This is a genomic window from Colwellia sp. RE-S-Sl-9 (assembly GCF_048296855.1).
GTDB lineage: Bacteria > Pseudomonadota > Gammaproteobacteria > Enterobacterales > Alteromonadaceae > Pseudocolwellia.
Map to the genome: position 1 here is coordinate 328,999 of NZ_CP182631.1, position 13,124 is coordinate 342,122.

Sequence of the window (13,124 nt, forward strand, 5' to 3'; positions counted from 1 at the left end):
AGAGAGTTTAGCCATGTGGGATAAAGAATACGACAGAGAAGAATATGTTTACGGAAAGTTACCGAATGACTTTCTTAAAAGTCATTACAACTCTATTCCCAAAGGAAACGTGTTATTACTTGCTGAAGGTGAAGGAAGGAATGCCGTTTTCTTAGCCAAATTAGGATATTCAGTTACAGCTGTAGACATATCTAGCGTAGGTCTAAAAAAAGCAGAAAAGCTTGCTAAAGAAAATAACGTAGTTATTGAAACTATTTGTGCTGATTTAGCAGTATTTGATCTTGGTGAACGTAAATGGGACGGGATCGTTTCTATCTACTGTCATTTACCAGAAACACTCAGACAAGATTTATATAAACGAATTGAATTAGCAATTAAGCCATCAGGCGTTCTTTTGTTAGAGGGTTATAGACCTGAGCAGTTAACATATAAAACGGGTGGTCCTCCATTAGCTTCTATGATGATTTCAAAAGAAACGTTAATCAAAGAGCTCCCTCATTTTTCATTTAGCCATCTTGAAGCACTTGACCGAGTAGTGAATGAAGGGATTAATCATCATGGTTTAGGAGCTGTAATTCAAGCCATTGGGTCACTAAAATAATTTTATATAAGCTAATAAAATAGAGAGTATGAATGGAAATCAACTTTAGCGTAGCAACAACTAAGGACTCTGAAATAATCGGCTCTTTAGTTGTTGCTCTTACTACTGAAATTTGTGAGTTAACAAAAGCTCAGCATTTTGATATTAATCTCAATGGTACTATTGAGCGTTGTCGAGAGTTAATTCGTGATGGTCACTATGCTGCAATTATTGGCGAATATAAAAATAAAACAATTGCCGTTGTTACATTTACCGAAACCTATGCTTTATACGCGGGTGGTAAAATTGGTGTCATTCAAGAATTTTATGTTTTACCTGAGTACAGATCTTCTGGCGTAGGTTCTATGCTTATAGAACAAGCTCAAAACTACGGAAAGCAACATGAGTGGTCATGTATTGAATTATGTACTCCTCCTTTACCTGAATTTGAAAGAACTTTAAATTTCTATCAACAAAATGGCTTACTCCCTGTTGGTGGTCGTAAAATGAGACAAGCATTGTGTAATTGCTAAGTGAATAATGTCAATAACCCTTGCGGCATCAATAAATATAGTGATAATCGTGCAAGGTTTTATTTTTATTGAGTTTACAAAGTGCAATTATTAGAAACAGAATGTTTAGGTAAAACATTACGTTTAGAAGGTTCAATGGCTGGGTGGCAACAACTGTTTTGGGATGACCAATGTGTATCGCAAATTGATGCCAATACCGACAGCAACTTTGAACATAAATTTCTTCTGCAAAACGAACAGGGTGAACTTCACGTAAAGCTTAATGGTTCATTACAATGGCAACCCTTTGATCTGCAATTTAAACTATGCATTAACGACGAACTTGTTGAAGAAAACACACTCAACGAAAAAGACATAGAACAACGCCAAAATAGCCAAAATAAAAAACAACCTTTTAAATTCAGTTTTGTAGGCATGGCAGGCCTTGGTTTAAAGCTATTAAAAAGCGCCAAGGTGGTAAAAGTATTATTTGCAGCAGGCAGTTTGGCTGCATACAGCTGGTTGTTTTCAATCGAATTCGCCATCGCTTTAATCCTTTGTTTAGTGTTTCACGAATATGGTCATATCAAAGCCATGAAATACTTTGGACTAAAAACCAAAGGCATTTACCTTATACCTTTTGTGGGCGGCTTAGCACTTAGCGACGACAAAATTAATACCCGCTGGCAAGACGTAGTTATATCCATCATGGGACCATTCTTTGGTTTAATCCTCTCGGTAGCCGCGTTAATTGGCTACTGGATAACCGACATAGAAATACTGGCAGGTATCGCTGTATTTAACGCGTTGCTTAACTTATTTAACTTACTGCCTGTATTGCCGTTAGATGGCGGACACGTACTAAAAAGCATCGCCTTTTCAATAAACTCACGCATTGGTTTAGTCGCTTGTATATTAGGTGCAGCACTCGGGATTTATCTCAGCTACCAGTTTGGTTTAGCGCTGCTAGGCTTTTTACTCGCGATTGGCTGCATTGAAATATTCTTTGAATACAAACGTCGACATTTAAGCGAACTTCTGCCCCTTAACCGTTACGCACAAATCGTTTCAGCCGTATGGTATGTATTAACCGTAGGTGGTTTAAGTGCCATTATTTGGTTAGTAGGGCAAACAGATAACGGAGCATTGTCGCTACCGCTTAAAATATTGAATAGTTAGTTTGTAATAATAATCGCTAATAAATACCCTTAAACATTTAATTTAAAAATATTAAAAGATAAACATGATGAAAAATTCAAACGAACTGTCAACTATTATAACTACACTGTCTACCTTTCAAGAAGGCTACCTACCTGAAGAAGAGCTAGAAAGTGCAGTACAGAACTGGCCACAACTATGGCCGCTAATTAAACAAAGCATGCTTAAATTTAATGAAGAGTCGTCTGCGTTTAGCGATCAAGAAAATACTTTTTTGTTCATGGGGATACTTTTAGCGGTGCAACAAAAAGAATACCAAGCCTATCCGTTATTATTAAACTTGTGTGACCGTGACGACGAATTCCAAGGCGCACTTGACGAATTACTGGGGGATTCTCTCACTGAATTATTACCAAGCTTTTTCTACATATTAAGCGAAAGTGATACCCAAGGTCTTGAAAAAATAATACTAAGCCCACGTTCAGGTAGCTTTGTAAAAGTAGCTGCGGCACATTGTTTATTTGCTAAATATGAAAATGACTTAATAACACGTCAGTATTTAGTTGAATTGCTCACGTTATGGATAGCGCACTTTGTTCCATTAGCCAACAACATCAGTGAACACTTTTTAGCGGCACTTGCTGTTTGTTGTATGGCGTATGAGTTGCAAGAGTTCCAAGCGCAATTTTTAGACCTAGCCAATAAATTTGAATTAGCACCTGACTATATAACTCCAGAAGAAATTGAAGAGTGGGACACTTCATTCAAAGAAGGTGTTTTATTAGGCTTTATACGTACAGAATTTAATGTTATTAACGAATTAAGAACCTGGTCGTCCTTTAAAACACCAGAGCAAAATGCAGCCGACACCAAAGCAATGAGAGAAGCATTAGCTGAATTAGAAGGTTTTGATTATCCCACAATAGAACCCTTTATTGCAGAACCTAAAGTTGGGCGCAATGATCCATGTCCATGTGGAAGTGGTAAAAAACATAAAAAATGCTGCTTATAACAAGGTTACTTCTTTCTTAATTGGCTGGCGTATTTGGTTAAAACAATAGCGTCAGCGGTTGATACATTTAACGAGCTACCCATACCAAACAGAGAATATGTATTAGCTGTTGGCTAAGTTGTAATGCCGTTTCACTTACACCTTTTCGTTCCCACTGAAACCTGTATCTTGAATGGTTACGGGCATAAATAATTAAAAATCATTACAGCGACAACAGCGACATATGATCTAACGGCTGATGATAGAGTTACTACAGCCATTTTACTCAAAATAGGGAGCTATAAATAAAGTGTATCTACCCCCCATAAAAGGCTTGTTTATAGCTGTTTAGCCGTTATCTTCTATCATCAGTGTTAACAATGCTACTTGCTCGGTTAATGCAACAACTTGTTGTTCTAACGCGGTAATTCTGAGGTGTAATGGCGTGTTTTCTTGTTTCTTCTCGTCGTGTTCAATGGAATATTTTTCGATATTAGTTCTCGTATCGTTTCCTGCATGAGTTCTGACATTACTTTCATAAGTGTTGTCTTCACAGCTTACTTCTTCCTCTGCACTTTGAGAATTAGGTGAAAGTAAATGTAAGTAACGACATTCACGTTTACCAGGCTCTCGGGCAAGTTTTTTCACTAGTACTTGGCCGTTTAAGTTTTGCAGTTGGGCTAACGTGGCTTCTACCTCAGTAACATTAGCAAAATCAGCCAAACGATTCGTGCGCGTACGAAGTTCGCCTGGTGTTTGTGGTCCACGTAAAAGTAATACGCAAATAATTGCTCTTTGCTGCGGCGTAAACTGTAAATCGCCAAACTCGGTATTACAAAAACGATGAATATATTTATTCACGCGGCCCGATGCTTGGTGATCAACCATTAATAAGTTGGCTTGTTGTAGCGCGTCTATTTCGTTTTGTACATCACTTTCAGACAAAGACATTACGGGTTCACGGCTACTTTTTTGATTACAGCCAATGCTAAGGCTGTTTAAAGACAGTGGATATTGCTCTGGAGTTGTTGTTTCTTTTTCTAACATAACACCAATAATGCGGCATTGTATGGCAGTGAGAGTGAGCATGTCGAAGACCCTTTATAAAATTATTTTTGTTGTTATAAGCAGTTATACCAATAAATATGGCGATTTAGCTACCTAATAATAAGCAACATTGCGAATAATAAAATAAAGTCACGACTTAGTTTGTTATTTAGCCGTTATGTAACAAGTACCGATATCGGCGCAAATAATGGGGTAATATACCCAGTATAAACATTTATATTTTTTTATCTTTACGGCCTTGGTATTACAACGATGACAAACAAACAGCCACAGAAAAACTCTTCGACTATATCGACGCTCAACGATCTTGCAAAGTTGGCAAACTACTCCCTCATGGACACGCTCAACTGTGACCCTGATGCAACAGAAAACGGTGCTGATCACGAACCACGACAAGTCTTTACTGGTCATTATGTTCCTGTTAATCCAACGCCAATTAAAGAACCTGAATATATAGCGCACAGCAAAACCTTCTTTAGTGAACTTGGTTTTGCCGACAGTATGGCGCTGTCTCCCGATTTTATTCGACTGTTCTCAGGTGATATGACTGATGTGCCAAAGCCAATGCGAAAAATTGGTTGGGCGACGGGCTACGCACTTTCTATTTATGGTCAAGAATACATTCAGCAGTGTCCGTTTCAAACAGGTAACGGCTATGGCGACGGTCGTGCAATTTCTGTACTTGAAGCCGTTATAAACGATCAACGCTGGGAAATGCAGCTAAAAGGTGGAGGCCAAACGCCATATTGCAGAGGCGCAGACGGTCGCGCGGTGTTGCGTTCAAGTATTCGCGAATTCTTGGCGCAAGAGCACATGCACGCACTAGGTGTACCCACATCACGGTCTTTAAGTTTGTATGTTTCAAAAACTGAGCAGGTTCAACGACCTTGGTATTCGCCGGGTTCGCGTTCGCAAAATCCCGATAGATATATTGATGAACCCATCGCAATATCAACACGTGTTGCACCGTCGTTCATGCGTGTTGGTCAACTCGAACTTTTCGCTCGTCGCGTTAGGTTCAACCAACACCCAACAGCGATGGAAGAACTTGAAAAAATTGTACTACATGTGATTGATCGTGAATACGCTAGCGTAATTGAACCTCAGCTGCCTATGCCCGAAAAAGTGGTACAGCTGGCGCGCGAATTTCAAGGCCGCCTTACATCACTAGTGGCGAATTGGATCCGCGTTGGTTTCTGCCAAGGTAACTTCAACAGCGACAACTGCGCAGTAGGGGGCTTTACACTTGACTATGGTCCATTCGGTTTTTGCGATGTGTTTAAACCGTATTATCAACCTTGGACCGGCGGCGGTCATCATTTCTCGTTTATGAACCAACCAAACGCAGCGCAAAAAAACTTTGACATGTTTTGTTCGGCATTACGACCGTTACTCATTCCTGATAAAGAGTCTAATCAAGACTATTTACTAGCGCTCGACGACATTCAAGGTGACTTTTCGAAGGTAATGCGCACACAAATGAAAAAAATGTGGGCTGCCAAGCTAGGCCTTAGCACCTTGGTTATTGATTCTGACGATACGGGTGATTTTGACGGTACTGACGATACAAACGCCGACGAAGCATCTTTCAACGCAGTGCTTAGCGAGTTAGAAATACTCATGAAACAAACACCTGTTGATTACACTATTTTATTTCGCGAACTCTCGTCGATACCCAACGACATTAGCTCGCTAAAGAAAAGCTTTTACCATAACATACCAAATCACGTATCGAATAACGCTGCTGATGCTACCGATGATACAAAAGATGCAGAAATGGACAAACGCTGGGCACAGTGGCTAGAAAAATGGAAAACACTACTCTTTAGCGCGAGTAACACGAATGTGGCTTCGCCTCGAACAAGCGAGGAAATATCGAAGCAGATGAAACGTGTTAACCCAAAATACATTTTGCGCGAGTGGTTTCTTGTGCCAGCTTATCAGCAAGCAGCGTTGGGAGATTATACGCTAATTCAAGAGCTACAAACGGTGATGACACAACCTTATGCCGAGCAATCTAAGCTCGTGGAAGATAAATACTATTGCTTGAAACCGGCTGAGTTCTTTGAAGTGGGGGGCTTGTCACATCTTAGTTGCTCGTCTTAGTTGCTCTTCGTGATTATGCAGACTTAAATATAAAAGTTTGGGACAGCCATGAATTTAAAAGTATAAATTTATGGTTGTCTTAATCTTTGCTAACCAACGGCTCAACGAGCAAAGTGACGAAAACATACTAGAAGCATTATTTACTAACAATGAACTTAGTGAATTAGAAGACTTTAATTACCCTACAACAAAACCCTTTATTGCAGAACTTAAAGTGGGCCGCAACGACCCATGCTCATGTGGAAGCGGTAAAAAAACATAAAAAAATGCTGCTTATAACAAAGTTACTTCTTTCTTAATTGGCTGGCGCATTTGGCTAAAACAATAGCGTCAGCGGTTGATACATTTAACGAGTTACCCATACCAAACATGGAATATTATTTTAATTTTTGGATATGAATATTTTGTTATTTTTCAATATCTCAGCTAATTTTTTTGAGCCAGACTCTATTTCTATTTCGTAAGATCTAATACGGTGATGACATGTTAGTACTCTGTCATCTTTTCTATTCCAGCCACACTCAATTAATTCACTTACTATATATATATATTCAAACAGATCAGTGAAAAAAGATTGAAATTGAAAGCATAACTCTGGAGACAAGTGCCTATCTATCGAGCCATGAACAAAATAATTTCGACATTTAACACCATATTTTATAACTATTTCAAAATCAACAGTGTCAAGTGTACTGCCAACAAGTTGAGGTTTTATGATGTACATACGCCCTAACACTTTTTCTTTAAGAGATTTTTTTTCTAAGAAACTAATAGATTGAAGTAAAGAACTTTTTATTTCGGGAAATGGCTTAAAGTTTAACTTAATTTGTGATTTTAAGTCTTTAATTTGTGATTTTTCTTCTGAACTAAGTTGTTTTTCTAAGCTTTCAGATTTATGAGGGAATATGTCGAACATATTAGCTGCACCAATAAGTCTGCTTGATGAGTATAAATCTGAAAAAAAAGTATTATAAAAGCAAAGCCTAACATTTTCTCTGTCATCTTTCTCAAACCAATTCTTGAGTATACTACCAAAATTATCGTTAACTACATTGATCAAAGGATCTGAGTGATAGCTGTCTTTACTCTCTTCTTGGCCCCAATTACGGTAGTCATGATGCACATTGTATTCATGAAGTTTATCACCCAACTTTCTTACTTGGATATTTTTAAAATGTAATCCTTGACTAGCAATGAATCTCAAAAACAAAGCTAATAAGTTGGCTTTTTTGAAGGCTACTTCTAATTTGCACGGAACCGTAAAGTCGATAGTTATAAAAACTTTATTTTTTAGTTGAGCACCTTCTACACTTCCCCTAAGTCTCATACTGTGTGCGTGGGTTGCAGTAATAGTTCCTAATTTTGTACATTGACTAAAAATTTCAGAATCACCATTGAAATATGCAATACGTGGGTTATTTTCAATATTAAAGTGAGGAGTATACTTTTCTTCATTAAGTGCCTCTATTAATGCTTCTTTTGGAGAATGTATATACCCAAATGAATCAATGTCTTGAAATAATTTAAGAGGGTTCTCAACTGTTAACGATATAGAGTCAAAAAGATCTGTTTCAGGAAAAACATGTTCATTTCCTAATATCATCGTATGTGAAAATAAAGAGCAAGAGCTGCCAACCGAATATTGAGTGTATTTACGAAAAATACAATTTAGTAGAGTTACTGGTTGTCCTGTATGTGTTTTACCATATATATTTGAGTGTGGGTTAAGGGGTATAAGTTCAGAAGACCAACATTTAAATTCTTTAGAGGTCGGGGCTAGCACTCCTGATACATTCTTGTTATTCCCTATTTCAAAGTTTGCATTAATTGATTCTTCCATATATTCCCTACACAACCATATTCTGATATTAAGCTGACAATAACATAAAGAATTTTATTGTATCAATTTATTCTATGGCAGCTCCTTTCGCCAACATCAGTTTATTAAGTTTCCTGCTGGCGGAACTATTGGGCAGTATGTTCCTTTTAATTTTTGTCCTCGTTCAGTTATGCTTTTTGTTATTCATAAAGGGCATGATGATTTCCAAGGTGGGCAAGAAAGAATACTGCACTTTATAAGTGATATTGATACAATTAGATTAACTAATCAAAATTGCTTCTTCACAGATATTCATGCTGATTTAGATTATGCTGAGCAAATTGATGATTTTATACGTATTAGTGAATTAGATCTTAATAGAATAATCAATGAACGATATTGGCAAGATTTTAAAGAAGAAAAACAAGCTGAGTTTTTAGTTTTTGAATCAGTTCAATGGCAAAGTATTCAACAAATAGGTGTTAAAACTCAAGCAATAGCAGATGAGGTGACCGTTTTACTACAAGGTGTTGTACATAAACCAGAAGTTATTGTGCGACCAGAGTGGTATTACTAGAGACTAATATGATTACATATCAAAAAGGTAATATTTTACACGATCAATCTGATGCCATTATTAATACGGTTAATACTGTAGGAGTTATGGGAAAGGGCTTGGCGTTACAATTTAAAAAAGCATTTCCTGAAAACTTTAAAGAATATAAAAAAGCTTGTGATGATCATTCTATGATTACAGGCAAGGTATTATCAGTTTCTTTGAATTCAATGAGCCCCCCATTTTTTATAATAAACTTTCCAACTAAAGCCCACTGGAAAGGAAAATCTAAACTTGAATATATTGAACAGGGTCTAGATAGTTTAAAAGCTGAAGTTAAACGGTTAAACCTTAAGTCAGTTGCTATTCCTGCATTAGGCAGTGGTTTAGGTGGACTGCCTTGGCAAGATGTAGAACAATTAATACAAAGTTCATTAGCTGAATTTCCTGAAGTTAATTGGCTATTATATCCGCCTCAAGAGGCACCCAAAGCAGACGTTATGCTTAATAATACTAAGCGCCCTAAAATGACGATTGGTCGTGCTGCTGTTATAGGTTTGATTGATCGGTATGTATCAACAGGTTTTAACTATCGTTTATCTTTATTAGAAGTGCAGAAACTTGTTTATTTTCTAACTGCTGTGGGTGAGCCTTTAAATAAAGTGGTTTTTCAAAAGCATCACTTTGGCCCTTATGCTGATGTATTACGTCATGTTTTAGATAAAATGGAAGGGCATTTCATTAGTGGCTATGCTGATGGTTTAAATAAACCAGAAACTCCAATTGAATTAAAAAAAGATGCAGCGCAAGAAGCATTAGCTTATTTAGATAAACACAAAGACACTAAAGAAAGATTTGGTAGAGTTGCTAAACTTATTGAAGGTTTTGAATCTCAAAATGGTATGGAGTTACTTTCTACTGTTCATTGGGTTTTAACACAAGAGTCAGACGGGAATGACGTAACGAGTGAGAGCTTAGTTAAACAAGTTCATAACTGGAGTCGACGTAAAGCTCAAATGAAGCCTGCTCATATTATTGCTGCGTGGGATCGATTAAAAGAACAAAACTGGCTAGAGAATAAAGCACCGACAATGCTATAAAATTAAAGTTCAGACATAAAAAAACGCAATTCTTATTTTATAAGATATTGCGTTTTTTAGGTTCTAAGAACCTGAATATGGTGCTCGCTACTGGACTCGAACCAGTGACACCTTGCATGTCATGCAAGTACTCTAACCAACTGAGCTAAGCGAGCTTTTTGTTTAAACGGCTAAGTATGTAAATTTATTAGCGTGTTCGAACGAGGCGATATGTTAGCGATCTGTTTTAACAGTTGCAAGCTGTTTGTTGCTTTACAATTAAAATACAGTATTGAATGATTATTTAAACATCAATTTGCGTTAATGCTATGCATATTCGTATCTTCTTTGTACTATTTTTAAGCGCCAAGCTAAAAATACGGCTGCGGTAGTTAGCCCAACGATAAAGCCAATCCAAAAGCCTTTAGCGCCCATATTTGGCACTATCCAATCGGTTAAGCCAAGTATTAAGCCAACACTTAAACCTACTATCCAGTATGAACAAAAAGTAATGTATAAAATAGCTTGGGTGTCTTTGTAGCCTCTTAGTGCTCCTGCAGATATTACTTGAATAGCGTCTGAAAACTGAAATAGGGCGGCTACAAACATTAAGCTAACAGCTAGGTCGATAACTTGCTGGTCAATGGTATAAATTGCGGCTATTTGATTACGGAATACGAGTGATAATGTTGCGGTTAATAGGGCGATTATTACGCCAAAAATAACCGAGTAGCTGCAAATGTCTTTGGCTTCATCGTGCTTGTTTTTACCTACGGCAAAGCCAACTCTAATGGTAACCGCCATAGATAAAGATAATGGCACCATAAATACTAGCCCTGAAAAGCTTAAGGCTATTTGATGGCTTGCCACTATTTCAGCACCGAAAGGGGCAAGTATAATCGCCACTACTGAAAATAAGCTGACTTCAAACAATAACGATAATGAAATAGGGATACCAATTGTCAAAATTCCTTTTATTTGCGACCAATTCGGCGGATGAAACTTGGTTAATAATGGCGCATGCGATAATGCTTTTGCGAAGTAGGTGTAACCTAATGTGCTTAAAAACATAACCCAATACACTATGGCGGTAGCAATACCACAACCTGCGCCACCTAAGGCGGGTGCTCCAAATTCACCATAAATAAAGATGTAATTGGCTGGAACATTAACAATTAAGCCAATGAGGCTGATGATCATTGTGGGTTTGGTATGAGATAAGCCTTCTGAGTAGTTTCTTAATACTAGGTATAAGAAAAAACCCGGAGCGCCCCAAATGATGTAGGTTAGGTAGTCAAACATCAGTTGTTTTAAAACGAGGTCTAACGATACGTTTTCAAAAATAAAAGGGGCTATGGCAAAATACAGGGCAATAAAAAGTAAGCCGATAACAAGGGCAATCCATGCGGTTTGCTGGGTTGCTTTGGCTACTTGGTCAAATTTGTTAGCGCCTGCAAATTGCGAAACAATACTGGCTAACGCCATGATTAAACCAGCAACAGATAATATAAGAGGTAACCAAATACTGCTGGCTATTGCTACTGCTGCCATGTCGGTGGCACTTACTCGGCCAGCCATTACTGTATCGGCAAACCCCATTAGATTTTGTACGAGTTGCGCTATTAATATGGGGTAAGCGAGTTTCATTAAGCTTTTTGTGTTGGTTGTAAATTTGTGCCAATGCATTGGATCTTTTCTTCCGAATGTTGCTGTATAAATTATTTGTTTATTTTAGTTATTTACGTTGTTTGATATTATGAGGAATAACTGGAATATCATGGATCATATATGTTTACGGGTATAGTGCAATCGCAAGCTGAAGTTATTTCTATTACAACTGAAAATCAATTAAGTCGTTTAGTTATTGGTGTATCTCCTGAACTGGTTTATAAATTAGAAATTGGCGCAAGTATCGCAATAAATGGCGTTTGTTTAACGGTGGTTGAATATAATAAACAAGCGGATAACAGTTATACAATCGCTTTTGATATTATAGATGAATCGTTACGTGTTACTACGTTGGGTAACTTATCTGTATATGATTGGGTAAATGTTGAGCGTTCTTTAAAGGTAGGCGATGAAATTGGCGGGCATATTGTGAGTGGACACGTTCAATATAAGTCTACTTTAGTACGTAAAAACGTAACAGAAACCAATACTGCGCTATATTTTACATGCGAGTCACCTTGGTTAAAGTATATTTTTGAAAAGGGCTTTATTACGGTAAATGGTACAAGCCTTACGATAGGTGTAATTAAAGACAATACTTTTAGTGTGCATTTAATTCCTGAAACGTTAACAAGAACAAATTTAGGTAAACTGAATGTGAATGATGAAGTGAACCTTGAATTTGATCAGCAAACTATCACGATTGTAAAAACAATCGAACGATTAAATTTAAGCGAGCTAACTCAAGCTAAATAATTTAGGTGATGTTTTGCTATCACGTTATTCATCGTCGCTGTTTACAGCTAGCTGAATTTTTTGATGGTATTCATCAATATGTAAATTAAAGTGAATTTCTCGGCAACATGACGGGCATTCATCGTAGTAGTCTTGATCGCCTGATGATATGTCTAAAGTTACATGTAGATGATGTCCGCAATGAGGACAAGTGATACGCTTATTTGTTATATCTTGGGGCATGTTGCCTCCTAGATTTTGGTTTACACCAATATGGGTTAGTAATTCCTTAAGTGTTATCGTCCGTAACTGTAATTGCTGATTAGGGGGTGTTGAACTTTCAGGTATTCGAAAGATCAACAGGCCCTATACAAGTATGGTGTAATTTTTATAAAATGCACTAGACAAAATGGGCTGTTTAACTAAACCATTAAACAGTAAGGGAATTAATATTATTGGCTATCAATAATGAGGTGTTCAATTTTATTGGGTACGCCGTCCCATTCTTTTGCATCTGTTGGTGGGGCTTTTACTTCGGTTATTCTAGGCCATACTTGCGACAGCTCAGCATTTAATTCAATAAATTCTTTTTGATCTTCGGGTACTTCGTCTTCTTGAAATATTGCACCCGCAGGGCATTCAACTGGGCATAAGTCACAATCTATACAATCATCAGGGTTAATAGCTAAAAAATTAGGCCCTTCATAAAAAGCATCAGCCGGACATACGGCTACACAATCAGTGTATTTACATTTTATACAATTATCGGTAACAACAAACGCCACGTTTTTTCCTTTTATTTGATGAAATATTTTGCAGGCGATCATACCTTGAACATAAACAAATTCAATT

The 13,124-nt window shown here is 37.3% G+C and carries 14 protein-coding genes and 1 tRNA gene; 9 read left to right on the forward strand and 6 right to left on the reverse strand.

The window, feature by feature from the left end:
- Window positions 1–13: 13 nt before the first annotated feature.
- The 4 genes from ACM9HF_RS01360 to ACM9HF_RS01375 all read left to right on the forward strand — a co-directional run bounded on the left by ACM9HF_RS01360 (window position 14) and on the right by ACM9HF_RS01375 (window position 3,262).
- A complete protein-coding gene (locus ACM9HF_RS01360; RefSeq protein ID WP_473613870.1) occupies window positions 14–601 on the forward strand; it encodes a class I SAM-dependent methyltransferase in 588 nt (195 codons plus the stop codon).
- 32 nt (window positions 602–633) lie between these two features.
- Window positions 634–1,113, forward strand: a complete 480-nt coding sequence (locus ACM9HF_RS01365) for a GNAT family N-acetyltransferase (RefSeq protein WP_473613874.1) — start codon at window positions 634–636, stop codon at window positions 1,111–1,113.
- Between the two features lie 81 nt (window positions 1,114–1,194).
- Window positions 1,195–2,271: a site-2 protease family protein gene (locus tag ACM9HF_RS01370; protein WP_473613878.1), complete on the forward strand. Its 1,077-nt coding sequence runs from the start codon at window positions 1,195–1,197 to the stop codon at window positions 2,269–2,271.
- Between the two features lie 64 nt (window positions 2,272–2,335).
- Complete coding sequence (locus ACM9HF_RS01375) at window positions 2,336–3,262, forward strand: DUF1186 domain-containing protein (protein WP_473613882.1); 927 nt, start codon at window positions 2,336–2,338, stop codon at window positions 3,260–3,262.
- Between the two features lie 327 nt (window positions 3,263–3,589).
- Here the strand turns inward: ACM9HF_RS01375 and ACM9HF_RS01380 are convergent, their stop codons facing one another.
- On the reverse strand, window positions 3,590–4,330 hold the full coding sequence (locus ACM9HF_RS01380; RefSeq protein ID WP_473613885.1) for a YceH family protein: 741 nt from the start codon (window positions 4,328–4,330) through the stop codon (window positions 3,590–3,592).
- A gap of 231 nt (window positions 4,331–4,561) precedes the next feature.
- Here ACM9HF_RS01380 and ACM9HF_RS01385 point away from each other — a divergent pair, with 231 nt between their 5' ends.
- The gene (locus tag ACM9HF_RS01385; RefSeq protein WP_473613889.1) at window positions 4,562–6,415 is read left to right on the forward strand and encodes a protein adenylyltransferase SelO; all 1,854 of its coding nucleotides are present in this window, start codon (window positions 4,562–4,564) and stop codon (window positions 6,413–6,415) included.
- A gap of 70 nt (window positions 6,416–6,485) precedes the next feature.
- Window positions 6,486–6,677, forward strand: a complete 192-nt coding sequence (locus tag ACM9HF_RS01390) for an SEC-C metal-binding domain-containing protein (protein WP_473613893.1) — start codon at window positions 6,486–6,488, stop codon at window positions 6,675–6,677.
- Between the two features lie 120 nt (window positions 6,678–6,797).
- On the opposite strand, the gene ACM9HF_RS01395 is transcribed toward ACM9HF_RS01390, so the two are convergent.
- Window positions 6,798–8,255, reverse strand: coding sequence for an ApeA N-terminal domain 1-containing protein (locus ACM9HF_RS01395; protein WP_473613897.1), 1,458 nt, complete (start codon window positions 8,253–8,255; stop codon window positions 6,798–6,800).
- 61 nt (window positions 8,256–8,316) lie between these two features.
- Here ACM9HF_RS01395 and darT point away from each other — a divergent pair, with 61 nt between their 5' ends.
- Window positions 8,317–8,811, forward strand: a complete 495-nt coding sequence (darT, locus tag ACM9HF_RS01400) for a type II toxin-antitoxin system toxin DNA ADP-ribosyl transferase DarT (protein WP_473618245.1) — start codon at window positions 8,317–8,319, stop codon at window positions 8,809–8,811.
- Window positions 8,812–8,819: 8 nt separating this feature from the next.
- Entirely contained in the window at window positions 8,820–9,890 is a 1,071-nt protein-coding gene (darG, locus tag ACM9HF_RS01405) for a type II toxin-antitoxin system antitoxin DNA ADP-ribosyl glycohydrolase DarG (protein WP_473613901.1), read from the forward strand.
- A gap of 78 nt (window positions 9,891–9,968) precedes the next feature.
- On the opposite strand, the gene ACM9HF_RS01410 is transcribed toward darG, so the two are convergent.
- Window positions 9,969–10,045, reverse strand: a tRNA-Val gene (locus tag ACM9HF_RS01410).
- 151 nt (window positions 10,046–10,196) lie between these two features.
- On the reverse strand, window positions 10,197–11,555 hold the full coding sequence (locus ACM9HF_RS01415; protein ID WP_473613905.1) for an MATE family efflux transporter: 1,359 nt from the start codon (window positions 11,553–11,555) through the stop codon (window positions 10,197–10,199).
- Window positions 11,556–11,657: 102 nt separating this feature from the next.
- Between ACM9HF_RS01415 and ACM9HF_RS01420 the strand changes: the two genes are divergently transcribed.
- The gene (locus tag ACM9HF_RS01420) at window positions 11,658–12,293 is read left to right on the forward strand and encodes a riboflavin synthase subunit alpha (RefSeq protein WP_473613909.1); all 636 of its coding nucleotides are present in this window, start codon (window positions 11,658–11,660) and stop codon (window positions 12,291–12,293) included.
- Window positions 12,294–12,317: 24 nt separating this feature from the next.
- Here ACM9HF_RS01420 and ACM9HF_RS01425 read toward each other — a convergent pair whose 3' ends face one another.
- Complete coding sequence (locus tag ACM9HF_RS01425) at window positions 12,318–12,515, reverse strand: CPXCG motif-containing cysteine-rich protein (RefSeq protein WP_473613913.1); 198 nt, start codon at window positions 12,513–12,515, stop codon at window positions 12,318–12,320.
- 209 nt (window positions 12,516–12,724) lie between these two features.
- A complete protein-coding gene (fdxA, locus tag ACM9HF_RS01430) occupies window positions 12,725–13,057 on the reverse strand; it encodes a ferredoxin FdxA (RefSeq protein WP_473618246.1) in 333 nt (110 codons plus the stop codon).
- Window positions 13,058–13,124: the final 67 nt, after the last annotated feature.